Origin of the sequence: Rubritalea profundi (genome assembly GCF_002954445.1) — a bacterium.
GTDB lineage: Bacteria > Verrucomicrobiota > Verrucomicrobiia > Verrucomicrobiales > Akkermansiaceae > Rubritalea > Rubritalea profundi.
On record NZ_MQWA01000001.1, the window covers coordinates 2724760 to 2747706 of the forward strand.

Below are 22947 nucleotides of genomic sequence, written 5' to 3' on the forward strand. Positions count from 1 at the left end.
CTAGCAGCTAAATTAAGCTCCGGTCAGGAAGTTGATGACGTCGCCGTCTTGGACGACGTATTCCTTGCCTTCAGCGCGGAGGGCACCAGCTTCGCGGGCGGCTCCGACGGTTTTGTGTGTGGCGTAGTCTTCGTAGCTGATAACTTCAGCGCGGATGAATTGCTTTTCAAAGTCGGTGTGGATCACGCCGGCAGCGACAGGCGCCTTATCGCCCGCGATGATTGTCCATGCACGAGTTTCTTGGACGCCAGTGGTGAGGTAAGTGCGGAGACCTAGGAGGTTGTACACGCCCTTGATGAGGGTGGATACACCAGAATCGGTAACTCCCATGTCAGCGAGGAATTCAGCCACGTCGGCTTCGTCGAGGTCCATCAATTCTTCTTCGATTTGAGCGGAGATGATGACGGCTTCGGCGCCGTGAGTTGCCTTCGCGAGTTCCACTACTTTAGAGACAAGAGGATGGGACATTGGATCTTCGGTTGCTCCTGCGAGGTCGGCTTCGGAGACGTTGCAGGCGAAGATAGAACGCTTGTTGGAGAGTAGGGAGAATTCTTTAAGCAGTAGACGCTCGTCGTCGTTGAGTTCGAGAGTGATGGCTGGCTTGCAGTCCTCGAGGTGGGGCATGAGTTTGTCGATGAGGTCGACTTCAGCCTTGGATTCTTTGTCGCCGCTCTTGGCTTTTTTAGCGCGCGAGTAGCGGCGCTTTTCCATCGCAGCCATGTCGGCAAGGATGAGCTCACCATTGATGATTTCGATGTCGCGGACTGGATCGACTGATCCGAGTTCGTGGATGATGTCGTCATTTTCAAAACAACGAACAACTTGAACGATGGCGTCAACTTCGCGGATAGTGGCGAGAAACTTGTTACCGAGGCCCGCTCCTTCAGAGGCTCCTTCCACCAGACCGGCGATGTCGACGAACTCGATTGCGGTTGGGATGAGCTTTTTGGATCCTGAAAGATCACTGAGCACAGCGAGTCGTTCATCCGGCACTGTGACGACGCCAATATTCGGGTCGATAGTACAGAATGGATAGTTCGCCGCCTCCGCCTTGCGTGTGCGGGTGACTGCGTTGAATAGGGTGGATTTTCCGACGTTTGGTAGGCCTACGATTCCTGCTTGGAGCATGCAGCGGACGCTAGTAGAGCAAATGGAACATTCAAGCTAAATTGCGGAGAACTAGTGAGTAGTGACTAGGAAGTATAGAGCGGCACGGGTCAGGGCCCTGGCTCTGAATGCTCGTTACTACCTAATCTTCCTACTCACTTCTCTCTTCAATAATAATCACGGCGCGGGGGACCTTCTCTTGTTCAACGTGGAGAGACTTGCAGAGCTCTTTCCAGTGAAGGCGGGTCAGATTGGTGGTGAGTGACTCACGAGGAGTTTCCGTTGCCGAGAGTGTCGCAGGAGGCATAAGCTCTGAACTTTGCTGGAGCTGGCCTGAAATCGAGCGATAGATCGCCATGTAGAGTTGCTCACCCAGCGGGGCTTCACCTTCGTTGAAGTGGAGAGTGAGCTGGGGAGTTTCTTTGGCTTGTTTGCCGGTGGAGCTGAGCCAGACGCGGATCGGTGGGCTTGGGTAGCCATCGCGCTGGGGAGTGGTCTTGAGGAGGATTTGTGGTGCGACTTGGTAGCTGGAGGCGTCTCGAATGTCGTCGCTGAGTTGTCCGAGTAGAGCTGAGATTTGAGTCTTGTGCTCAGTTGGAGTGTTGATGTGGAGGATGAGGTCGAAATTGTTCTCAGGGTCGGTGTTCCAAATCGGCTGAGCAACTTGCAGTTTCGTGATCGCTTTGCTGGCTTGGAGGGATTGTGCAGCGTTGGTGTCGCTGCTGTCGATGACGCGTTCCCATGCGAGGAGTGCGTGGTCGAGCTTACCGCTGGATTCGAGCCGGATGGCTAATTGAATGTAGCTATGAGTTCCGTAGTCACGATGCTCTCGAAAGTGCTCTAAGCTCGGGAAAGTTTCGAGTTGGCCGAGGGGGATTTGTGGTGCGCTAAGTTTCTCGGGCGGAGCTTTTGTTTTTGTAGCTGGCTTTGGCGAGGGGAGGGCTCTTTTCCTTTGGGGGAGAGAGGGGTGCTTTCTCTTCCACTCGCTGACTGATTGTGCGATGGCTTGGTCGTCAGGAGCGATGATGAAGTCCTTGTGGCGCACGCCAAGCCATAACGCGCAGCCGAAGACTGCGGTGGCTATGAGGACTACGAGATACCAAGGAATACGCATGTGCTTGTAAGGCTAGTCTAGGTCACGCTCTTTGCGAGTTGAAACTATCATCTGAGTTGACGAGTCTGATCTTTGTCTGGTGAGCAAGGCTTCATCGTCCCAGTCCTAAATGCCAGCTACTATCTACTGCTAACTAGCACGAAAAACGGCCATTGCTGAGAGCAATAGCCGTTTTCAAAAAGTATGGAGTAGAAAGAATTACTTTCTAGCGGCAGTCTTCACAAGAAGAGCGCGTTTACCGATACGGTCACGAAGGTAGTTAAGCTTAGCACGACGTACTTTGCCGCGTGTTACAACTTCAACGTGTGATACGCGTGGTGAGTGAACTGGGAACACACGCTCAACACCTTCACCGTAAGAAATCTTACGAACTGTGAATGCTTGGTTTACGCTTGAACCTTTACGCCCGATGCAGAGACCTTGGAAGATCTGGATACGCTCTTTACCACCTTCGACAACGCGAGTGTGAACTTTAACTGTGTCGCCTACATTGAAGTCGGCTACTTCTGATTTAAGCTGTTCAGCTTCGATTTTATCAATGATGTTCATCGGATTGTTCCTGTTTAAAATTGTTCGATACGCCGAGTGACGTGTGCGGGGCGGATTGCTACAGGAAATTGTATAAGAGTGCAACTGGTTTTTTGGAATTTTCTGACTGATGGACTAGAATCTGCCTGATCAACAGAGAAGAGGTGCTCATTTTCGCTAGAATCTGGAGTTGCACGGCAGGAGTGCAGGTGTAAGGTCTGTCCAGTAAACAAATTTATTATGAGCAAAGACATTCAGATTACGACGTATTTAAAGACCTATTGTGGTTGGAGTGAGGGAGTACGAGCAATCATGCGCAAGTACGACCTGCCATTCGAAGAAAAGGACATCATCAAGAATCCAGCGTTCCGCTGGGAGATGGAGCAGAAGAGCGGTCAACCGCTCAGCCCTTGTGTTGAAATCAATGGTACAATGCTTGCCGATGTTTCTGGTGATGAAGTAGAAGCGTGGATGATTGAGAATAATGTGCTGGAAGCAAACGACACTGCAGCAGATTCTCCTACTGACTCTGCCTGTACAGATGAACAACACGATGCAATGGCGCGAGGCGAAGTGCCGGGTACTACCCAGAAGATTAAGTTTATTGACTAATACCGTTTCGTAACAACTTTGGCTCAATCGAGCTGATCAAAGGCCGTTCTCTTATAGAGACGGCTTTTTTTGTGCTGTTGCCGACAGGCCTCACTGACTTGAGGGTTAAAGTCCCTTGTGGGCTCTGCAGAGTGAGTCGCTAGCTGAACGGTAATGTGCGCACCGCGAGATGTTGGCTTAAGGAGGCTGAAAGCAAAACACTGCTCGGAAGTTGTCGACGCATAGGTGGCCGGGTGAGGGGGAGCTAAAAACCCGCTAAGCATTACGCTGTAGCGGGTTTATAAAAAGTACGCAGACTGGGATTCGAACCCAGGACCAATTGGTTAAAAGCCAACTGCTCTACCAACTGAGCTACCTGCGCGTTATTGGTGATTTGTGCCCCTTGCGGTGCGGGCAGAGACGTAGGGTGATTTGAGCTTTGGCGCAAGAAGTTTCTGCTACTTTTTTGAGGGAATTGCGATAGAGCTTTGCTTGTGGATTTCAGGAATAAGTGTGAGATATTCTTAATAGATTAATGGTCAGAATCTAACGATGAAAAATCGATGAGCCTCTTTAGAAATTCTTGCGCAGGTGACTGGGTAAGATATTCAGCTGGTCTCGGTATTTTGCAATCGTCCGGCGAGCTACTTTGATCCCTTTTTCTTTAAGAATTTTCTCAATGGCTGAATCTGAGAGAGGTTTCTTCGGGTTTTCATCGGCAATAATTTGCTGGATAGTTTCCCTAATACCCGTATTCGAAACTTCTTGCCCGCTTGCGGTGGTGTAACCGGAGGTGAAGAAGGTGCGGAGCTCGATTAAGCCGTGAGGGGTTTGCACGTACTTTCCGGCAACGGCGCGTGAGACGGTTGCTGGGTGAACTTCGATGCTTTCTGCTACATCGTTCATCGTCATTGGCTTGAGCGCCTTTGGTCCAGTTTCAAAAAACTCGGGCTGCCGCTGAATCAGCTGAAGCGCTAATTTGTAGAGCGTTTGCTGCCGTTGTGAGACCGAGCGTATCAGTATTTTGCCATCGCGTATTTGCTCACGCAGGTACTGCCGAGCCTTGTTGTCATCAGTGCTCGCCATCAAATCTTTATAGGCGTTGCTGATCGCGATGTCTGGGATGTTGTCGTTAGTGAGTTGCGCACTCCAGTCACCTGCTAGATTCCTAAAAACAAGGATGTCTGCCGTGATGTGCGGGTTCGATGTGGGATCAAATTCAGCACCAGGGTCTGGAGTGAGAGTTGCAATGCTTTCCGCTGCTAGGTTAACCGACTCAGTGGTCACACCCAGTTTACGGGCTATTTCGGGGATCTTTTTGCGCGCGAGGCTATCGAGGAACTCGCTGACAATGCGGTACTCTAGTGAACCTAGCATATCGCGGCGCGCTAGTTGGATCTGTAGTGATTCAGTGAGGTCGACTGCTGCAACTCCCGCTGGGTCAAAGTTCTGCAGTGCTGCCTGAGCATGTTCGGCTTCACGTAATGTGAAGTTGTTAGAAGTGGAGATTTCCTCTAGGCTGCAATCGAAAAATCCACGGTCGTTGATGTAGCCAATCAGGATGGTGGCGATCTGTTTAGTGTCTTCAGTTAGGGAGGCTAGTGCCAGTTGGCTTAGCAGGTGCTGTTGCAGGGTCTCTGGCGCCACGATTGAGTTGTAGAGGTGGTCACGCTTTGCCTCATCGTCGATCCCCACATTACTGCTGCGCTGTTCCGTGATCTGGAGTTCACGGAAGTCATCTTCGAGCTCGGAGAGCGTCTCCATATCGTGCTCTGCATCTGGGCTGATGGATTCCTCAAGCTGTTCCTCACTGCTGTCTATCTCTAGCACCGGGTTGGTGACAAGTGCCTGCTGTAGGATTTGCCCAAGCTCTAACGAGTTTGCCTGAAGCACCTCTAAACTCTGTCGCATCTGTGGCGACATGACCTGAGATTGACCCAAGTTCTGATGGAGATTGATACCTGCCATACAATTGATGATTTCTAGTCAAGGAGGGGGAGCTTCCTTCTGCTAGAGATTATAGGCAGCTTCTTAAAATACGCATAGCAGATTTTGTGCCATATCGAACATCGTTGATTTCTTCTGAGGCTAACTACCACATTTTCAGCAGGTTGTGTGAATCAGGGCGCCTCAAAATAAATTATTCAACTCTCTGAGTTGCGCCTTACCGTCGATGTGCTACTTTCCCGCATCAAGCAATGGAGGGTGCTGTGTGCCTGGTTGGTCACCGCGGTCTTCAAAACCGTTGTAGGGCTGTTATGGTTCTGGGTTGGTTCGATTCCTTCCCCCTCCGCCATTGCTTATGAAATAAGGGGTTACGGTTCACGTTTCTGAGTCATAACCCCTTAGTTGTTTCTGCCGATGTGAACAGGAATGACCCCAAGTGTATGCTGTATTTGGCAGAGAAGTGGCAGAGGTTTCTGGGGCTATATTCGAAGAACTCTGGTTGCGTGATTGCACAGCTGAGGTGTTGGCTTTCTAAACATCGGTGGTTAAAAGTGGCGTTTATTTTAGGCCGTATTCATGATCCAGCAGTTCCAAGGGTGTATCCCACGAGCATTGCCGTGTAAATAGTGCTCGCGCCCAACGAATGAACTTCACACTTATCTGAGTGATTCTCCGAAGCTTTTCGAGCCACGACGGTATCGGCTTCTTGGCGTCTGCATAAACCCTCTTTGTTTGACCCCAACGCTGCTCACTTTTTTTGATAATTGCCTCTTCTTTGAGATCTTTAGATTCTTCAATATGCTGTCGCATTCTAAGAAGAAGATTATAAGCCAGCACGATAAACTGAGCCTGCATACACTTAGCTGTTAGACTCTTCGACCAAGCCTTCGTCTCATCGAGTTTATTTTTAAAGTCATCGAAGACCTTCTCAATATCCCATCTCATGCGGTAGAGTTGAACAATAGCGCCAGGAAGAACCAAGTGGTGCAAATTGGTGATAAACTCATAGGTCACATTCGTTTCTAGGTCGTGGTAAGTGATCATTCTAATAGCCTCGCCTGCTCCAATATATTGATCTTTGAGAACTCCTGAGTTTTCGGCATCACCTTTATCAAACGGAAGCTCGCCGATCACCTCCTTGGTCATATTGCTTTTCGTTCGAGTGATGAAATAGATTCCATTATTGTGCTTCCATCGCATCCATTGAGCGAAGTCGACAATCGCTCGATCCCAAGTAATCAATACCTTTTGGCCCTTCTTAGCCCCTTGCTTCAGGGTGTCTATTTCCATACGCTTGAGTGTGCCCATATCATGAGGCTTCTTCTTTGTGCCATCACTTGATAGAACTAGGTGGCTGACGTCTCGGTTTCTTAAATTGAGTGCGTAGAGATGACCGATGGCGTGTTTTTTACCCTTTTCATCTCTATCTTCGTGAGTGCTTGGCCTATGAAAGTGACCATCCCCAGCATAGATGTGAAAGCCGTCGAGCGCTTCATGGAAGCCACCTTCTTTTTTCTTAAACGACTGTTGTGATCGATCTAGCAGATAGCTTTAACTATTTCAGTGGCGGCAATGACTTTTTCAACATCGGCTCCACTACCGGAACCGAGGGTAGAATAGGAAATCATGGCGACCTTCGGGTCGATGCCGAAAGCTTCTGCTGAGGCGGTGCTCTGCACAGCAATGTCAGCGAGCATTTCAGGTGTGGGGTCTAGGTTCACGGCGCAGTCGCTGTAGACGAGGACTTGCTCAGGGAGATACATGAAGAAGACTGATGAGACTCCTTTTGAGCCGGGCGCTGTTCCAATGATTTGTAGAGCTGGACGTAATTCAAGGAACAGACAATATTAGCTCGCTTATTTTTTGGAAATGAATGTTTAGCTTACGCTGGTGGTAAGCTGGGGTCGATGAGGTCGCGCCAAGCGTCGATTCCGCCTTTGATGTTCACAGTGTTGGTGATGCCTTGAGCTGCTAGGAAGGCGCATACTTTGGCGCTGCGTCCGCCAGCTTTGCAGTGGACGTAGATCGTTTTATCGGTAGGGATTTCCGCGTAGCGTGCCTCGATTTCTTGAAGTGGAATGCGGAGGGTGCCGTCGAGCGCTGTTGCTGCGACTTCCTGCGGTGTGCGGGCATCGACGAGGATGCCGTCGAGGCCAGCGTCGAGTTTTTCTTTAAGTTCAAGTACGGTTATTTCTTTCATAGTAGAGGTGTTAGGTACGCCGCAGAATCCATCGTAGTCGATGAGGTCTGTGACGGTGGGGTTGTCGCCGCAGAGTGGGCATTTGGGATCCTTGCGTAGGTTGAAGCTGCGGAACTCGGTATTGAGCGCATCGTAGTGGATGAGTTTTCCGAGTGGTGGCTTGCCAATGTTCAGCAGCAGTTTGATGGCTTCCATCGCTTGCATCGAGCCAATAATTCCGGGCAGGACGCCGAGAACGCCAGCTTCTGCACAGCTGGGTACGGAGCCTGGATCTGGTGGGGTGGGGAGCATACAGCGGTAGCATGGTCCACCGAGGTGGGGGGCGAATACAGAAATTTGGCCTTCGAAGCGAAAGATGGAGCCGTAGACATTTGGTTTCCCTAGTAAAAAGGAGACGTCATTGCTGAGGTAGCGGGTCGGAAAGTTGTCGGTGCCATCGATGATGATATCAAAGTTGGCTGCGATCTGCTTGGCATTGGCGGCAGTGAAGCGTGCTTCGTGGCATTCGACTTCGATGTGTGGGTTGATTTCTAACATGCGTGCCTTGGCGCTGTCTAACTTTGGTTTGCCGACCCAGGATTCACCGTGGATGATTTGGCGTTGTAGGTTCGAGGACTCCACGTGATCCGCATCGACTAGGCCAATACGGCCTACCCCAGCAGCGGCGAGGTACATAGCCACTGGCGAGCCAAGTCCACCAGTGCCGATACAGAGAACCGAGCTCTGCTTGAGCTTCTCTTGTCCTTGTTCGCCGACTTCAGGTAATGTGAAGTGTCGGGCGTAGCGTTGCTTCTCGGCAGGTGTGAGCATGCGTTGTTTTTAAGGAAAAAGTAGGAAAGTAGAAAGGAGAAAGTGAGAAGTGAGAAGTGAGAAGTGAGAAGTGAGAAGTGAGAAGTGAGAAGTGAGAAGTGGGAAGTGGGAAGAATCGAATAGTTGTTTTACCGAAGCCTATCTTTAGGAAGAAGACTTGGCTCTGTGATAGGCATCTCATTGATGGAGGCTTCTCTCTCGGTCATCAGGCCATTGGCGTTAAATTCCCATTGTTCGTTGCCGTAGGCGCGGAACCACTGGCCTGCATTATTGTGGTATTCGTAAAAGAATTTTACGGAGATTCGGTTGTCGGTGTGGGACCAGAGTATTTTTTTGAGCCGGTAATCTTGCTCTTTGACCCATTTATTTTGCAGAAATGTGCGGACTTCATTTCTCCCAGTTAGGAAGTCTGTACGGTTTCTCCAGACTGTGTCCTGACTGTAGGCGAGCGAGACTCTCTCGGGATCGCGTGAGTTCCAGGCATCTTCTGCCAGCTGAACTTTCTCGGTGGCTGTCTGCAGGGTGAAGGGGGGGAGTGGGTGTCTTTTCTCATTCATAATTTTATTTTTTGAAGGTTATAATACGATTTGAGTAGTTAGGTTGGTTTAATGACGCTGAAGATTTTCTATTCTAGCAAGGCACAAGGAAGCAGCATAGCGAGCTATGTGACTGACGCGGAACGCTGCTAGAATGGGAAAGGTTTAGCGTTTCTTGAAATTCAGCTTTGCTGACTACTCTCAAACCTAAAAATCGATCATTACTCCAAGGTAACTGTGAAAATGGTATAAAACAGCAATAGCGGGGGGAGCCCTAGCTGCTTATTGTTTCGAATATTGTTAGTGCTTCACTTTACGATCTAAGAAATCGCGCATGAGTTCGGCTATCTTCTCTCCATCTTCTTCTAAGGCGAAGTGACCAGTGTCTAGCAAGTGGAATTCGAGATCCTTGAGGTCTCGCTTATAGGGATGCGCTCCGTCAGCTGGAAAGATGTGATCATTTTTCCCCCATACGATAAGTGTGGGTGGTTGGTGCGTACGGAGGTATTCTTGCCATTGTGGGTAGAGGGCTGGGTTGGTCCCATAGCTTTTAAACATGTTGAGCTGGATCTCATTATTACCTTCTCGGTCAAGCAGGCGTTGGTCTACGGTCCAGTTGTCTGGGCTGATGGATGATTTATCGCGCACTCCATGGGTGTATTGCCATTCTGTGGCTTCGATAGTGAGCAATGACTTGAGAGCGTTTCTATTCTCAGTGGTGTCCTTTTCCCAGTAGAGCTTGATCGGCTTCCAGAAATCCTTGAGGCCTTCATCATAGGCATTACCATTCTGGATGATTAGGCTTTGAATTTTCTCTGGGTGCTTGTGGGCGATTCTAAAACCGACTGGAGCACCATAGTCCATCAGGTAGAGGCTGAATTTCTTGAGATCTAACTCCTGTGTGAATTGATCAATCACTGAAGCCATGTGATCAAAACTGTATTCAAACTCGGTCGGGCTTGGTGCCGAACTTTGGCCAAATCCTGGCATGTCGGGAGCGACTATATGGTACTTGTCCGCAAGCTGGGGAATCAGGTTTCGGAACATGTGAGAGGAGGTAGGGAAACCGTGGAGTAATAGGATGGTTGGAGCATCCTTTGGCCCTGCCTCACGGTAGAAGACCTTTTGACTTTCTACCTCAGTGGTTCAGTATTTCACTGAGGTGTCATTTTCAGTAGCTGTTAGTATCGGTGTTGTCGCTGCTAATGCTGCTGTTCCAATTGTCATGCCCACTTTAGTGAGGCGATTACTTAGTTTTGTTGTTTTCATGGTATTTGTTGTTTAGTTGAATATTGGTATAAGTTAAACCGACCTGTCAGTTTCTGTGTGTGTAAAAAAAGGGAGCGGTCGGTTAGGCTGCCTTTGAGTTGAGAATTTGATGCACCTGAGTCAGAGCTGCGTCTACTGGCCAAGTGTCCTGAAAGTTCTGGGATTCGACGAGTGCGCCTTCAAAGAGGAGGTAGATAGTCGATCCGTGTTGAATCGCTGAGTCAGGTGACAGAGGTATTCCTGAAAAATGTTCGGAAGTGAGTTGCTGAAACTTTTCAAGAAGCTGCTGCTTGTGCTGTGTGACAACGGCGCGCATGGAGTTCTCACAATCGGGTGTTTCCGCCATTGTATTGAGAAAGGCGCAGCCTCTGAAATTACTTTCCTGGAGCCAATCTTTCAAAAACTGGAAGCAGGCTGAAAGTTTGTTCGTGCTGCCATCAATAGTTGTGAGTGAGGTTTCTAGCCAAGCATTCCACACGTGGTGTCTGTTAGTCAGCCATGCGACGCCGAGTTGTTCTTTGGATGCAAAGTGTGTGTAAAAAGTACCTTTGGCAATGCCAGCAGCATCTATGATTTGTTTGATTCCTGTGGCGCCAAATCCCTGAGTGTAGAAAAGCTCTGAAGCTATTTCTATAATCTCGTCACGTTTGGTTGCTGCTATGCTCATACTCACAGAGAAACATAAACCGACCAGTCGGTCAAGATATTTTTTGTGGTATTAATAAAAGGTGAACCTGGCATCTAGAGATGAGGGTACTGGAATAGAGTCTCTGCGCACTAATGGGGGGGAAGAATGAAGAGCTAAGGGGAGCTGCTAGCATTCAGTTGCAAGTGGCTAGTATTGGGCAGCTCCAATAAAATCTGTCTTGAATTCGTGTGATCTGCGCTCAGAACTCGTTTCATCGTCCCGGCAGCCATTCGTGAGATCGGTGAGATTCGTGGTAGAACTCGCTTCATCCTGCTGGCAGTTTTCGGATCTTTCGAAATTTTCGCGGTAGAGATGACTTCATCGACCTAGGAGCTGGAACCGGTGAAGCCCCGCCGCGCTCGTCAAACCGAGCCAGCCGCAGAGCGGTGTCAAGCCACGTGCAGTCCAGAGTGGCGGTACCATGTGTTTGGCTAGTAACAAAAAAAGCGCAGAGCCGGAGCCCTGCGCTTTTACATTTGGAGTGTTTTGGATTTCTCTAGCGGATACGCTGGAGGAGCCATGGGAGGAGGTCGCTGATAGCGATACGCTCTTGCTCCATGGAGTCGCGGTGACGGACTGTCACTGTGTCGGTTAGGTCCTGACCATCTTGCGTTTCTTCACCGAGGGTTTCGAAGTCGATAGCGATACAGAATGGTGTGCCGACTTCGTCCTGACGACGGTAGCGGCGTCCGATAGCCGCAGTCTCATCGTAGAAGATGTTCATGAACGGCTGAAGGAGGTGTTGGACTTCCTTTGCCTTGGCTACGAGCTCGGGCTTATTTTTAAGAAGCGGAAGGATGGCAGCCTTGATAGGAGCCATGCATGGCTTGAAGCGCATGACTGTGCGTTCGTCTTTCTTTCCACCTTCTTTGGTGAGGTCTTCTACATCGTAGGCTTCGCAAAGGACTGCGAGGACACTGCGGTCACAGCCAGCAGAAGGCTCGACAACGTGTGGGATGAAGCGCTCTTTGGTTTCTTCATCAAAGTACTCGATGGTTTTTCCTGAGTGCTCTTGGTGCTTGCCTAGATCGTACGCGCCACGGTAGGCGACACCTTCGAGCTCTTGGATGCCGAATGGGAATTCGTATTCGATGTCGTAGGTTTTCTCTGAGTAATGAGCACGCTCGGCATCAGGCACGTCGAGGACGTGGAGTTTTGTGCGTGGGACACCGATTTCTTCATAGAAGGAAAGGCGCTTTTCGAGCCACTCTTCAGTGAGGCGGAGGCCGTCTTCTGGGCGACAGAAATATTCGATTTCCATTTGTTCGAACTCACGAGAACGGAATGTGAAGTTACGTGGGTTGATCTCGTTGCGGAATGCTTTACCAATCTGCGCGATGCCGAATGGAATCTTCACGCGTGAGGAATCGAGCACGTTCTTGTACTGGACGAAAATAGTCTGAGCCGTCTCAGGACGAAGGTAGGCAACTGCATTAGGATCGTTGTCGTCAGAAGACGCACCCATCTTGGTCTGGAACATGAGGTTGAACTCACGCGCTTCAGTGAGCAGTGAGCCATTCTCAGGGTTGTACTGAATGGTGTCAGTTTCCTCAGTGGTGGATTCACCTGCTAGAGCAAGCTTTTTAGGCGCGATCTGCTTGTCGTTGAGGAACTGCGCGTAGTATTGCTTGGCAACTTTGCGGGCGTTGTTCTCGTTCTGATTTGCGGTAGGATCGATGAGTACGGAGAATGGGCGCTCGATAGACCACTCAGATTCCTCGTGGCTAGCACCAGTGTAGTGGTAGGCTGTGCCAGTCTGAGCATCGATTTGATCGGCGCGGAGACGGGCTTTTGAAAGCAGGCAGTCGCACATTGGATCGGAGAATCCGCCAACGTGGCCAGATGCTGTGAGTACTGCCTGGTGGGTGAGGATGGAGCCATCCATGCCGAGAATGTCGTCGCGTTCCTGGACGTTTTTACGCCACCAGTAGTCTTTGAGGTTACGCTTGAGTTCTACGCCGAGTGGGCCGTAGTCCCAGCAACCATTGAGTCCGCCGTAAAGTTCTGCGGATTGGTAAATGAAGCCTTTGCTCTTACAGAGGGAGACAATTTTCTCCATCTTCTGTGGGTCGGTGTTTTCTCTTTCAGCCATGATAAAAAGTGTTTAGAGGCGGATCAAAGCAGTGAGGCGGCACTTGAGCAAGAATGAACTTTGACTGCTTTTATCAGCTTCCGAAGCATTTCCCAGTTGTTCTTAGCCACAGCATTCCAGAGGAATGAGATAGCCCTAATGAGAAGTGGTAGATTTTCAGGAACCTTTGATTTTAGGTTTCCTAGTAAGAATTCCCTCAGCATTCAGTAGTTCTTGATCCTGGAGTTTGAGCGAGCGAATACGTCGCTTAAAAAAAACGTCCGTCCTCGGTGCCGATCCAACGGAAGATGCGCTTTATGATGAACCAAGCGAGGAGGAATATACCAAATGCTATGCAAATCACGGTGACTTGCTGAATCAGGCGGGAAGAGAAAACTCCTGCTACTAGAGTGATAATGGGTGAAGCTTTCATGGTACGGTTGTTATTAGACCTTACTCCGCTTGAGAGTTGATTGTAAAGTGAGCAATCGGTGGCGGGCTCACCAGCTTAATTGGCGTAGTTCCAGGCGGTACTTTGAATATTCGTCCTTGAGTGTTGTGGCTATAGCCTCATAGCCTAAGATCAGACCTATGAAACATCCTTTATCGATATTGGCTCTCTTATTGACCCTATTTTTTAGCGGAACTTACGAGAATCTCTCTGCTGTTGAGGTAGAATCGCCTGCTGCGCTTGAGGGGGGGAAGTTTGAGGAAAAAGAAGTTGGTGTCGCGATGATTGCTGAGACTGAACTAGTTGTTAATTCGGTTAATTACGCACTTAATGAATATAAGCGTGGGGTGGACCTGCCAACGAGTGAGCTTAAGATGATGCTAAGACCACTGGGGCGTGAGGAACTTGAGCGGGAGCTGAATGAGTGGATGGCTCTGATGAAGCAGTTAATAGCGGAATCCTCTAGAACAAATCTGCAAGTGTTACGGATGGAATCTAAGCTTTTAGAGACTGAGGAAGGGAATGCGCTGCGCACCAAACAACTAGATGAGAGACGTAAAGAGCTCATGCTAGTCAAACATACGAGGACCTTGATTGATGCGTTGGAGCAAAAGGGCGGAGACGTTACAGATCAGAGGAAATATGTGGATGCCGTGGTGGTCACCAAGGATGTGACGAACAATTCGGTGGATCAAATCAGCGCCTTTGCTGCAGACTTTGGGGTGTGGTTTGAGAGCCGTGAAGGTGGTGATCGATTTTTAAAGAAGACTATTGGATTTGTGGCTATCCTTCTATTTTTTGCGGTTTTAGCCAAGCTTTCAGGGTTTATTGTTAGACGAATACTAAGGCGTCAAAAGCGAGGTTCACGGATGCTGCGTCAGTTTGTGCAAAAGACGATAGGCTTCGTGGTATTCTTCATTGGCGTAATTGTAGCGCTTTCAGCAATTGGGGTGCAAGTGGGAACTATGGCGACCGCTGCAGGTGCTGGTGGTTTGGTCATTGGTTTTGCCCTGCAGGACTCGATTGCTAACTTTGCCAGCGGCATCATGATCATGATTTACAAGCCATTTGACATGGACGATTTCGTACTGATCGATGGAGTGAAGGGCAAGGTTGAGAAAATGAGTTTCGTTTCTACCACCTTAGTGACCATCGATAATAAAGAGTTAGTGATACCTAACAGGAAGGCCTGGGGGAATACCATTACTAACTACACTGGGCGTTCAGTGCGCCGCGTAGACTTCCTTTTCTACATCAGCCACGGCGACGACATTGAGCGTGCCAGTACGCTGCTGGTAGAGTTGGCTAGCAAGCATGATAGTGTTTTGGGTAAGCCCGAGCCTATGGTGGGCGTCAACTCGCTCTCCGATGTGGCGGTGGAAATTTTCCTCCGTCCCTGGGTAAAGACCGACGATTACTGGCCAGTGTATTGGGAACTAACCAAGCAGGTCAAAGCTCTCTTTGATAAAGAGGGAATCACGATTCCTAAGCAGGAAATCCTAGTGCATAAAGCTGAGTGATTCCAGTTGCAGAGCCTTTAAATGAGGACAAAAAATCCCTCTCCGAACGAGCCAGAGAGGGAGAAAGTATGTATAGATATTACTGACCAAAGGCGGCGGCCAAGTCGGCGAGAGAGTCAGTGTTTGGCTGGTCGGCTGCGGCAATGGCGGTCTTTTGTAGCTCCACGATCTCGATAGTGCCTTTTTTAGCGAGTTCTAACATCGCAGCCATTTGCTCGGATGAGAAGGTGGCTTCTTCGCCTGACCCTTGGATTTCGACGAAGTTAAGGTCTTCGGTCATGACGACGTTGAAGTCGACGCTGGCATCGCGGTCTTCTGGGTAGTTGAGATCTAAAATCGGAGTCTCTTTGTAAACACCAGCTGAGATGCCGGCCACTAACTGTTTGAGTGGAGACTTCTTCAGCTTCCCTTCAGAAATGAGTTTGTTGATGGCGATGGCTACTGCAACACAACCACCGGTGATCGATGCAGTGCGGGTGCCGCCGTCGGCCTGGAGTACATCGCAGTCGATCCAGAGGGTGCGTTGGCCGAGCGCTTTGAGGTCGACTACAGCTCTGATTGAGCGGCCGATGAGGCGCTGGATTTCTGAGGAACGACCATCGATCTTGCCGCGAGTGATGTCGCGTTGCTTACGATCGAGCGTGGAGTAGGGGAGCATGCTGTACTCCGCTGTGAGCCAGCCTCCCTTGACTTTTTGGTACCTCATCCAGCGTGGGACATCTTCTTCGACGGTACAGGCGCAAATGACGCGTGTATTACCAAAGGATACTAGCACGGAGCCAGTGGCGTAGGGTGCCACATTGGGCATGAAAGAGATAGGACGAAGGGCGTCAACATCACGGCTGTCAGGACGAGTCATGGAGCGAGTGTTAGTGGCTAGCCTTCAAGATGCAAGTTTGAAGTGGTGGTGATTCGAGGGCAGGAAAATGCGTCGAACCGCGAAAGACGCGAAAATTTCGAAACAGCCAGCACAATGAAACGGTTTTGACCACGAATCCACACTGATTCACACGAATGGAAAGGCTGGGAACTCCACCTCTCACCTAAGTCCTGACCCGTGCCACCCGCGAAAAATTCCTAATTCTTAATTGGAGCGTAGCGACCTCAGCCTTTCACCTGTGGTAGCTGGGTGTTGAGGGTGTCGATGAAGGCTTTGGCAGCTGGGTTGGGATGCACTTGCGGGCGGGTGACCACCTGAACGAGTCTTTGTGCGTCTGGCAGTTCGCTGACCACTATTGCTGGGTCGAGTGGATTGGGCACCGCCATGCTCGGGATCACGGCTGCCCCGAGACCAGCTTTGACGAGAGAGAGCAAGGTGGAAATTTGGTCGCAGCTGATGTTGTGGTCGATCGTTTGGTTGCACACAGCAATGGCTTGGTCGCGCAGACAATGACCATCTTTGAGGCCGATCATTGGGAGGTCTTGATCGGGGCTATGGGGGTCGAGCGGAGTGGCGAGATAGAGTTTTTCGCGGAATAGAGGATGCTGGTCGAGGTGAGCAACGGTGCTGGCTGGGAGGGTGTCGAGGTCGCTGGTGATGGCGAGATCGATGTGACCTTGGTGGACTTTTTTAGCCAAGCTGCTGGTCGTATCTTCGTGGATGTCGAGCTGGATTCCCGGGTAGGCGGTGATGAAGTGCGGTAGCACGAGACGGGTCAAATAGGGAGCAATCGTCGGGATAATGCCTAGCGATAGCTTTCCATCCTTCAGGTCTTCGGTTTCCCGGCATTCGGCCTCGATCGCGCTGGCTTGCTGGAGAATGAGGCGTGCCCGGATAAGGAGCTTTTCACCCATGGCAGTCATGGTGAGTGGACGGGTGTCGCGGTTGATCAGGGGCAGGCCAACGGATTGTTCTAGCGCTTTGACTTGCTGGCTGAGAGCTGACTGGGTGATGCCGAGTCGTTGGGCTGCTTTGGTGAAATGACGGAGCTCAGAGAGCGCATCGAGGGCGGAGAGTTGGGTAGTAGTGAGGTGCATGGACATCAGTCTGGGAGTGAGAGGAGTATGCACGATAAGGTGTGCTAATAAATAGAATTCTATCAATACCATTTCCTACTCACAAAAAGGGGTTATAACTATAGTAAGTCCTAGAACAAAACGATGAGTGATATAGACCTAACAACCGCGAGTGGAGCCCCAGTGGCGGACAACCAGAATAGCCAAACTGCCGGGCGCTTTGGTCCTGTGCTTTTGCAGGATGTGCATTTACTAGAGAAGTTAGCGCACTTTAACCGCGAGAGGATTCCTGAGCGTGTGGTGCATGCGAAAGGCGCTGGCGCATTTGGGTATTTGGAAATCACCGAAGACATCACAGACCTCACCAAGGCAGCACCCTTTGCTGAGGTTGGAAAAAAGACCCCCTGCTTACTGCGATTTTCGACAGTGGGGGGCGAGCAAGGGAGCGCGGATGCTGAGCGTGATCCACGTGGCTTTGCTCTGAAGCTTTATACCGAAGAGGGAAACTGGGATCTCGTGGGTAATAACACTCCCGTGTTCTTCCTGCGTGACCCTCTCAAATTTCCAGATTTCATCCATACACAAAAGAGGCATCCGGCTACGCATTGCAAAGATCCAGATATGTTTTGGGACTTTCTCTCCCTGACACCTGAAGCAACGCATCAAGTGACGGTTCTCTTTTCAGATCGCGGGACGCCTAAGTCGTTTCGTCACATGAATGGTTATGGTAGTCATACCTTCGCCATGGTCAATGCCGCCGGGGGGCGTGTGTGGGTGAAATTCCACTTCAAGACCCTCGCTGGAATTCAGAATTTCACAGCGGTGGAAGCGCAAAAGATGTGTGGCGAAAATGCCGACCATGCGACCCAGGACCTTTACCAGAAAATTGAGACAGGAGGGACCGCAGAGTGGGAAATGCAAATCCAAGTGATGAGCGAGGAAGAAGCCGCGACCTATCGCTTCGACCCCTTTGATGTGACCAAAGTTTGGCAGCACGGGGACTTCCCGGTACGTACCATTGGCAAGCTGGTGTTAGACCGCAATCCTAAAAATTACTTTGCAGAAATTGAGCAGGCAGCCTTCGCTCCGAGCAACATGATTCCAGGGGTAGAAGCGAGTCCAGATAAGATGCTGCAAGGTCGGTTGTTTGCTTACCAAGATGCCCATCGTTATCGTCTAGGCGCGAATTTCACACAGATTCCAGTCAATTGCCCGTACATGGCTCGGCAGGTTGCTAACCATCAACGCGATGGTGCGATGTATGATGGAGCCGCCGAGGGTTCTCCTAACTACGAACCAAACAGCGTGGATGGGATTAAGGAAAGGCCAGATGCCGAGGTCTATCCACATCCAGTCCATGGAGAAGTGGGAAGCCACGCCAGAGATTACATCCAAGATGATTTCGTGCAAGCTGGTGACCTCTACCGGCTGATGGATCCTGAGCAGAAATCTAGGTTGGTAGGAAATATTGTCGGGCACATGAAAAATGTGACCCACAAGGGAATTCAGCTGAGAGCTATTTGTAATTTTTTTCGCGCAGATTCAGATTATGGCAAGAGAATAGCCGATGGTCTAGGGCTGGATCTGGAAGCCGAGATGAAAGCCCTACGCGGCTGAAACTTTGTTTACTGAGGGACCCTAGGATGATCATTGAGTTGGGGGGCTTGCTGGCCGTCTTTATTTTTAGAGGGGAGCCTACTTCAGATTTTGCACGGAGTCGTAACACCGAAGCAGGATTTCACGGATATTCCCATCGTGCTCGCGCCACCATTCACTGAGCATTGGCCGCAGCTGAGAGAGGTGCTCAGGTGCTAATCTATCAATAGATGTGGTCAAAAGCTGGATGTCTGGCTCCAGAGAAAAAAGCTGCGGCAGCTTTGCTGGCTTGTGGCGGGAAATGAGTAGACCAGAACAGTTCTGGGTGAGCTGATAGAAGCGGCGCCGTGAAAGGTAGCCAAGTTGTTCCTCTCCATCGAGCATCACAACTTGTTGCTGGCTATGTTCTAACATCTGCCATTGTATATTATCGAGCTTATTACTTTCTTGATTAAGAAAGAGCCTGAGGACTGAGTGACCGGAGGTTTCTAGGCGGGTTTGGAAAGCATCCATGAAGGTGGACTTCCCCGCGCCGTGAGGAGCCACCAGAGATGCCCGACTATACAGAGCTATCTAGCGCCGTTCGATTTCCACCCAGCTGGTCCTGCTGAGTTGCGGGTCAAAGGATAGAATGCGTTCCACTCTGTGAGTAGAAAATGGATTATCGCGGGCGAGCATGATTTCTCCTGCCTTTCTAGCTGCTAACTACCACTTCAGCAAGCCCACCATTGGGATCTCAACTTTGAGAATAAAAACTTTTTTTCAATTGTGGTGAATAAATCTGAATAAGCCGCCGTCGAATCATGTGAACTCGAAACAATCACTTATGAAAAAATTATTATTATCCCTCGTCGTCGCCGTATCTGCCGTTTTAGTTTTACCTCAAAGCGCAGAGGCGAGGACGTGCAGCTCCGATCATAGCTACACCTACGTCAGTGGTCGCACCAGCTGTGGTTGCCCTATCTATACTAAGCGTGTAGTGCGCTACTACGATTGTCACGGCCACCCAGTCTACGGATATCACAAGCAAGCAATAACGCACCGCTGCCGCCAGTATAACCATGGTCATGGGCATTCAAGTCACTCTAGCAGCTACAGATCTTACAAGCCTTCTAGCTCAATACAGTTTTCCTATGTGAGCCAGCGGAGAGGCTCGGGGTACACAAGTAACAGAGGCTACAGATCATCTTATACAAGGTGCCGATAAATTTCTAAATCAAGGAACGTGTGTTTACGGGAGCCTGCAATGGCTCCCGTTTTCTATTACCATTCCAGTTTCGCTCCTTGCAGGAGTGAGAGAAATTGCGGGTCGTTGAGAAATTCTTTCACCAGCCCTTGAGCAAGGACGAACCCAGCATCTGAGTCTGAGGCGTAATGGACGCCTGCGATTTCGCGGTTACGGGCAATTATTTTAGCCTCTCCGATGAGTTGCTCGCGCTTGGCTGGAAGGATTTCGGCAAGTAGCAGCGCAAAAGTCATGGACTGCTTGGCGTGGCCAGATGGATAGGCTGGGTGAGCCGGGTTCGGGATCGCTGTTGTTAGCTGAGATTCTAGATAAGACGGACTGACACGATTGAAATGGTGTTTGTAGTAGAATACCACCTTGGCCAGCTCTGTGTTAACTGAGCTTAGTAACTGATAGGTGTGCGGCTTTAGTTTTTTAGCCTGAGTACTTAGTGGGGAAACCCCTAGGAAGCGGTGGCCAGAGGGTTTGATCTCGCGCTTGATGGCTAGCACATCCTTATTGGTCCTTTGCTTTTGCCGTTGGAGCAGGGTGGCTAGCTCCGCATGCGTTTCAACGCTGGTATTGGTAGGGGGAGTGTCGGGGAGAAGTTGTACTTTCCAACCCGCGGTGAGAAATTTTGGAGTCGTTGTAGACAATTTGAGGTAACGCTTATTCCAGCTCTGGGTAACCGAAAAACTGAGCGGCTCCGCCACAGCCACAGCTGAAAGGATCAGGGAAAAGAGAAGGATGATTTTCATAGAATTCTTAGAGTTCGCGGTAGATTTTTTTTACAGAATTATCAGAACGCACAAAATGTGCCTTTGGAGAAATCGGGAGGCAAGATCTCTGGATTTGGCAGTTCAACATTATTCGTGAAATTTCGTGCGATTCGTAGTCGAGACGCTTCATTCGGCTGGCAAATCTTGCGTTTTTCGTATTTTTCGCGGTAAAATGGTTTCATCGGGGGCGGTGTTGTTAGCCACGGATTTGACTGATTTAAGACTGCCTTTTCAGTAATGAATCGCATTGCAGGAATCTGTAAAAATCTGTTTAATCTGTAGTAAGTCATTTCGCAGTTAGATTTAGGATTCTGGATTTGTTAGCTCAATATTATTCGTGAGATCGGTGAGATTCGTGGTAAAGCCGATTCATCATGCTGGCAGTTTTAGCGTTTTTCGTATTTTTCGCGGTAAAATGGTTTCATAGAAGTGGAGCACGACAGACTGTCTTAGAGTTCGCCTCGTTCGCGTTTGTAGGACTGCAGCCCCTTTTTCCAGTCGCGCATTTGTTTCTTGGTCATGCGACCCTGGTCTCCATCTTTTCGGAGTAGGCGGTTCTCGCGGTTTTCTGAGCGTCTTAGTGCAGCCTCCTTCAGAGTGTCTTCGCTGGTATGGTCGGAGTAGGCTGCCTGTGCCAGCGGGGCACTTACCCGTTTGTCGCAGAGGCCAACGACTTCAATGTGACGCTTGTACAGGCCGTCATGGGTCGGGACATCAAGGTGGTCACCAATCCGAACGATGGCGGAGGCTTTGACCGAGGCATTGGCGCGCTTCACCTTTCCATTATTGCAGGCCGTCGCAGCCTGGGTGCGAGTTTTGAAAAGGCGCACAGCCCAGAGCCATTTGTCGATACGTACAGAAGTGATTTCGTCCACAAATCTTAAATTCTCTAAAATTGGCGAAAATAGCAATAGCGGAAGTTAGGGACTTTGACTTGCCAAACCGTAGGTGAGCGTCTACTGGTTTGTTCGATGAAAGTTATTATGATTTATGGCAGTGCCAACGACATGCCGTTCATGGAGCCAGCTCGTGTTTACCTTAATGACCAAGGTGTAGCATTCGAGGAGACCGTGCTATCCGCACACCGCAACCTTAGCGAACTTATCGACTTCCTCGCGGAGCTTGAGAAATCTGGTGAAAAGGCTGTGATTCTCGCGATCGCAGGTCTTGCTGCCGCACTCCCTGGCGTGGTTGTGATGAAGACTTCCCTTCCAGTGATCGGCGTCCCAGTTCCTGGTGGCCCGCTCAATGGTATCGACGCGCTTCTTTCCATCAGCCAACTTCCTGGTGGAGTTCCAGCAACAACTGTGGGCCTCCACAGCAAGGCTCCTATGAATGCAGCGATGGCGGCTCACCGCATCATCCAGCTCGCTAGCAAGTAAGTTGACCCTCTTTTCAAAAACCCGTGGCGGCTTAGGTCTTCACGGGTTTTTTGTTGAAACCTAGGTACGGTCCTTGATCTGTGTGAGATCGAAGGGGGTGTCTTGGTAGAGTTCGTTGATGAAGTTGTTGAAAAGGAGAAATGCATAGGGGCGCCAACGATTGATCGGCTCTTGTGAGTCGTCATTGTTAGGGTAGTAGTGCTCCGGCATCAGAGTGTCAGCCCCAGCCTCTTTGTCCCTCAGGTATTCTTGGCCGAGGGTGTCGGCATCGTACTCGAGGTGGTTGAGGATAAAGAGGTCGCCACTGCGCGAGCAACGGGCCATCGCCACGCCTGATTCATCGGACTTGGCGAGGACTTCGAGCCCTGCGGACTCGATATCACCTGCTTGGTTCGCTGTGAATCGCGAGACCGGCATTGGGAAGCGGTCGATGAATCCCTGCATCAGCCGGGTGCTTGAGCAGTGCTGGAGGTTGTGGTCGTAAATACCGAAAAGTTTTGCATCCATCTGGAATTTTTCGATTCCATAAATCACCTTCATCAGCGCTTGAGCTCCCCAACAAATTCCTAGACGACGGAAGGCGTGGGTCTTCGACCACTCGATGATTTCAGTGAGTTCCTTCCAGTATTTGACGTCCTCGAAGGGAAGTGTCTCGATCGGGGCGCCAGTGACGATGAGCGCGTCGAAGTGCTCGTCGCGGACATCATCGAGAGTACGGTAGAACTCGATGAGGTGTTCTTGGGCTACGTTGCGTGGGGAATAGCTCGCTGTGGTCATGAGAGTGAGCTCGACCTGGAGAGGCGAGGCTCCTAACAGACGTGCAAACTGGATTTCAGTCTGCGCTTTTTTAGGCATGAGATTCAGCAGCAATACCTTCATCGGACGGATGTCCTGGCGTGAGGCTGAGGAGCTATCGATGAGGTCGACATCTTCTGAGCGAAGTGCCTCTCTAGCAGGGAGCGTGTCTGGAATCTTGATTGGCATAGAAGCGCGTGTTCTTAGGGACTTGATACACTGCCACGCCGAGAAATCCAGTGAGGTTTTTTATGAGTACCAAGATGATTGATTGGAGTTGTCCTAATTGACTTACTGTAAATGATCTGCGGTATCCTTTCTACTAGATTGACCTGTATCAAAGGAGCATGGGATGGGAGAGCAGTAGGTGCATATTGTCAAG

The 22947-nt window shown here is 50.1% G+C and carries 21 protein-coding genes, 2 tRNA genes and 2 pseudogenes; 5 read left to right on the forward strand and 20 right to left on the reverse strand.

Annotation, left to right across the window (positions count from 1 at the left end; translation table 11 throughout):
- Positions 1 to 12: 12 nt before the first annotated feature.
- The 3 genes from ychF to rplS form a co-directional block, all read right to left on the reverse strand.
- Positions 13 to 1128: a redox-regulated ATPase YchF gene (ychF, locus tag BSZ32_RS11930; protein ID WP_105043623.1), complete on the reverse strand. Its 1116-nt coding sequence runs from the start codon at positions 1126 to 1128 to the stop codon at positions 13 to 15.
- 130 nt (positions 1129 to 1258) lie between these two features.
- Complete coding sequence (locus tag BSZ32_RS11935; protein ID WP_105043624.1) at positions 1259 to 2221, reverse strand: hypothetical protein; 963 nt, start codon at positions 2219 to 2221, stop codon at positions 1259 to 1261.
- Between the two features lie 198 nt (positions 2222 to 2419).
- Positions 2420 to 2770: a 50S ribosomal protein L19 gene (gene rplS, locus BSZ32_RS11940; protein WP_105043625.1), complete on the reverse strand. Its 351-nt coding sequence runs from the start codon at positions 2768 to 2770 to the stop codon at positions 2420 to 2422.
- A gap of 219 nt (positions 2771 to 2989) precedes the next feature.
- On the opposite strand from rplS, the gene BSZ32_RS11945 reads away from it, so the two are divergent.
- Positions 2990 to 3361, forward strand: a complete 372-nt coding sequence (locus tag BSZ32_RS11945; RefSeq protein ID WP_105043626.1) for a glutaredoxin family protein — start codon at positions 2990 to 2992, stop codon at positions 3359 to 3361.
- A 288-nt stretch (positions 3362 to 3649) separates the two neighbouring features.
- Here BSZ32_RS11945 and BSZ32_RS11950 read toward each other — a convergent pair.
- Together BSZ32_RS11950 and rpoN are read right to left on the reverse strand one after the other, a co-directional pair.
- Positions 3650 to 3722: transfer RNA gene (locus BSZ32_RS11950), tRNA-Lys, on the reverse strand.
- Between the two features lie 191 nt (positions 3723 to 3913).
- The gene (gene rpoN / locus BSZ32_RS11955; protein ID WP_105043627.1) at positions 3914 to 5308 is read right to left on the reverse strand and encodes an RNA polymerase factor sigma-54; all 1395 of its coding nucleotides are present in this window, start codon (positions 5306 to 5308) and stop codon (positions 3914 to 3916) included.
- A gap of 232 nt (positions 5309 to 5540) precedes the next feature.
- On the opposite strand from rpoN, the gene BSZ32_RS18895 reads away from it, so the two are divergent.
- A tRNA-Sec gene (locus BSZ32_RS18895) sits at positions 5541 to 5636 on the forward strand.
- Between the two features lie 209 nt (positions 5637 to 5845).
- Here the strand turns inward: BSZ32_RS18895 and BSZ32_RS11960 are convergent.
- From BSZ32_RS11960 to BSZ32_RS18900, 9 genes and pseudogenes are all read right to left on the reverse strand, one after another.
- Positions 5846 to 6832: a transposase gene (locus BSZ32_RS11960; RefSeq protein ID WP_105043628.1), complete on the reverse strand. Its 987-nt coding sequence runs from the start codon at positions 6830 to 6832 to the stop codon at positions 5846 to 5848.
- A 5-nt stretch (positions 6833 to 6837) separates the two neighbouring features.
- Positions 6838 to 7116: pseudogene (locus BSZ32_RS11965) on the reverse strand (phosphate acyltransferase); the annotation flags it as partial.
- A 53-nt stretch (positions 7117 to 7169) separates the two neighbouring features.
- Positions 7170 to 8297 (reverse strand): molybdopterin-synthase adenylyltransferase MoeB, encoded by a 1128-nt coding sequence (gene moeB / locus BSZ32_RS11970; RefSeq protein WP_105043630.1) that lies wholly within the window; start codon positions 8295 to 8297, stop codon positions 7170 to 7172.
- A 128-nt stretch (positions 8298 to 8425) separates the two neighbouring features.
- A complete protein-coding gene (locus BSZ32_RS11975) occupies positions 8426 to 8854 on the reverse strand; it encodes a nuclear transport factor 2 family protein (protein ID WP_105043631.1) in 429 nt (142 codons plus the stop codon).
- 279 nt (positions 8855 to 9133) lie between these two features.
- A pseudogene (locus BSZ32_RS11980) lies at positions 9134 to 9955 on the reverse strand (alpha/beta fold hydrolase); the annotation flags it as partial.
- 24 nt (positions 9956 to 9979) lie between these two features.
- Positions 9980 to 10102, reverse strand: a complete 123-nt coding sequence (locus tag BSZ32_RS20140; protein ID WP_276308434.1) for a hypothetical protein — start codon at positions 10100 to 10102, stop codon at positions 9980 to 9982.
- 82 nt (positions 10103 to 10184) lie between these two features.
- The gene (locus BSZ32_RS11985) at positions 10185 to 10769 is read right to left on the reverse strand and encodes a TetR/AcrR family transcriptional regulator (protein WP_105043632.1); all 585 of its coding nucleotides are present in this window, start codon (positions 10767 to 10769) and stop codon (positions 10185 to 10187) included.
- A gap of 517 nt (positions 10770 to 11286) precedes the next feature.
- Positions 11287 to 12882: a glycine--tRNA ligase gene (locus tag BSZ32_RS11990; protein WP_105043633.1), complete on the reverse strand. Its 1596-nt coding sequence runs from the start codon at positions 12880 to 12882 to the stop codon at positions 11287 to 11289.
- Positions 12883 to 13129: 247 nt separating this feature from the next.
- Positions 13130 to 13294 carry a hypothetical protein gene (locus tag BSZ32_RS18900; RefSeq protein WP_165788811.1) on the reverse strand — a complete coding sequence of 55 codons (165 nt, stop codon included), beginning with the start codon at positions 13292 to 13294 and terminating at the stop codon, positions 13130 to 13132.
- Between the two features lie 158 nt (positions 13295 to 13452).
- Between BSZ32_RS18900 and BSZ32_RS12000 the strand changes: the two genes are divergently transcribed.
- Positions 13453 to 14832 carry a mechanosensitive ion channel family protein gene (locus BSZ32_RS12000; protein WP_105043635.1) on the forward strand — a complete coding sequence of 460 codons (1380 nt, stop codon included), beginning with the start codon at positions 13453 to 13455 and terminating at the stop codon, positions 14830 to 14832.
- A gap of 79 nt (positions 14833 to 14911) precedes the next feature.
- Here BSZ32_RS12000 and rph read toward each other — a convergent pair whose 3' ends face one another.
- On the reverse strand, positions 14912 to 15691 hold the full coding sequence (gene rph / locus BSZ32_RS12005) for a ribonuclease PH (protein ID WP_105043636.1): 780 nt from the start codon (positions 15689 to 15691) through the stop codon (positions 14912 to 14914).
- A 245-nt stretch (positions 15692 to 15936) separates the two neighbouring features.
- Entirely contained in the window at positions 15937 to 16809 is an 873-nt protein-coding gene (locus BSZ32_RS12010; protein WP_165788812.1) for a LysR family transcriptional regulator, read from the reverse strand.
- Between the two features lie 123 nt (positions 16810 to 16932).
- Here BSZ32_RS12010 and BSZ32_RS12015 point away from each other — a divergent pair, with 123 nt between their 5' ends.
- Positions 16933 to 18405, forward strand: a complete 1473-nt coding sequence (locus BSZ32_RS12015) for a catalase (protein WP_105043638.1) — start codon at positions 16933 to 16935, stop codon at positions 18403 to 18405.
- A 78-nt stretch (positions 18406 to 18483) separates the two neighbouring features.
- Here the strand turns inward: BSZ32_RS12015 and BSZ32_RS12020 are convergent, their stop codons facing one another.
- From BSZ32_RS12020 to BSZ32_RS12030, 3 genes are all read right to left on the reverse strand, one after another.
- Positions 18484 to 18930: a hypothetical protein gene (locus BSZ32_RS12020; RefSeq protein ID WP_105043639.1), complete on the reverse strand. Its 447-nt coding sequence runs from the start codon at positions 18928 to 18930 to the stop codon at positions 18484 to 18486.
- A 717-nt stretch (positions 18931 to 19647) separates the two neighbouring features.
- Positions 19648 to 20367 carry a phosphatase PAP2 family protein gene (locus BSZ32_RS12025; RefSeq protein ID WP_105043640.1) on the reverse strand — a complete coding sequence of 240 codons (720 nt, stop codon included), beginning with the start codon at positions 20365 to 20367 and terminating at the stop codon, positions 19648 to 19650.
- A 470-nt stretch (positions 20368 to 20837) separates the two neighbouring features.
- Positions 20838 to 21263, reverse strand: coding sequence for an RNA-binding S4 domain-containing protein (locus BSZ32_RS12030; RefSeq protein WP_165788813.1), 426 nt, complete (start codon positions 21261 to 21263; stop codon positions 20838 to 20840).
- Positions 21264 to 21359: 96 nt separating this feature from the next.
- Between BSZ32_RS12030 and BSZ32_RS12035 the strand changes: the two genes are divergently transcribed.
- Positions 21360 to 21770 carry an AIR carboxylase family protein gene (locus BSZ32_RS12035; protein WP_105043642.1) on the forward strand — a complete coding sequence of 137 codons (411 nt, stop codon included), beginning with the start codon at positions 21360 to 21362 and terminating at the stop codon, positions 21768 to 21770.
- A 60-nt stretch (positions 21771 to 21830) separates the two neighbouring features.
- On the opposite strand, the gene BSZ32_RS12040 is transcribed toward BSZ32_RS12035, so the two are convergent.
- Complete coding sequence (locus BSZ32_RS12040; RefSeq protein ID WP_105043643.1) at positions 21831 to 22754, reverse strand: homoserine O-succinyltransferase; 924 nt, start codon at positions 22752 to 22754, stop codon at positions 21831 to 21833.
- Between the last annotated feature and the right edge of the window lie 193 nt (positions 22755 to 22947).

Coding starts and splice junctions, on each gene's coding strand:
- ychF (WP_105043623.1), bottom strand. CDS start 1,128: ATGCTCCAAGCAGGAATCGTAGGCCTACCAAACGTCGGAAAATCCACC.
- BSZ32_RS11935 (WP_105043624.1), bottom strand. CDS start 2,221: ATGCGTATTCCTTGGTATCTCGTAGTCCTCATAGCCACCGCAGTCTTC.
- rplS (WP_105043625.1), bottom strand. CDS start 2,770: ATGAACATCATTGATAAAATCGAAGCTGAACAGCTTAAATCAGAAGTA.
- BSZ32_RS11945 (WP_105043626.1), top strand. CDS start 2,990: ATGAGCAAAGACATTCAGATTACGACGTATTTAAAGACCTATTGTGGT.
- rpoN (WP_105043627.1), bottom strand. CDS start 5,308: ATGGCAGGTATCAATCTCCATCAGAACTTGGGTCAATCTCAGGTCATG.
- moeB (WP_105043630.1), bottom strand. CDS start 8,297: ATGCTCACACCTGCCGAGAAGCAACGCTACGCCCGACACTTCACATTA.
- BSZ32_RS11975 (WP_105043631.1), bottom strand. CDS start 8,854: ATGAATGAGAAAAGACACCCACTCCCCCCCTTCACCCTGCAGACAGCC.
- BSZ32_RS20140 (WP_276308434.1), bottom strand. CDS start 10,102: ATGAAAACAACAAAACTAAGTAATCGCCTCACTAAAGTGGGCATGACA.
- BSZ32_RS11985 (WP_105043632.1), bottom strand. CDS start 10,769: ATGAGCATAGCAGCAACCAAACGTGACGAGATTATAGAAATAGCTTCA.
- BSZ32_RS11990 (WP_105043633.1), bottom strand. CDS start 12,882: ATGGCTGAAAGAGAAAACACCGACCCACAGAAGATGGAGAAAATTGTC.
- BSZ32_RS18900 (WP_165788811.1), bottom strand. CDS start 13,294: ATGAAAGCTTCACCCATTATCACTCTAGTAGCAGGAGTTTTCTCTTCC.
- BSZ32_RS12000 (WP_105043635.1), top strand. CDS start 13,453: ATGAAACATCCTTTATCGATATTGGCTCTCTTATTGACCCTATTTTTT.
- rph (WP_105043636.1), bottom strand. CDS start 15,691: ATGACTCGTCCTGACAGCCGTGATGTTGACGCCCTTCGTCCTATCTCT.
- BSZ32_RS12010 (WP_165788812.1), bottom strand. CDS start 16,809: ATGCACCTCACTACTACCCAACTCTCCGCCCTCGATGCGCTCTCTGAG.
- BSZ32_RS12015 (WP_105043638.1), top strand. CDS start 16,933: ATGAGTGATATAGACCTAACAACCGCGAGTGGAGCCCCAGTGGCGGAC.
- BSZ32_RS12025 (WP_105043640.1), bottom strand. CDS start 20,367: ATGAAAATCATCCTTCTCTTTTCCCTGATCCTTTCAGCTGTGGCTGTG.
- BSZ32_RS12035 (WP_105043642.1), top strand. CDS start 21,360: ATGAAAGTTATTATGATTTATGGCAGTGCCAACGACATGCCGTTCATG.
- BSZ32_RS12040 (WP_105043643.1), bottom strand. CDS start 22,754: ATGCCAATCAAGATTCCAGACACGCTCCCTGCTAGAGAGGCACTTCGC.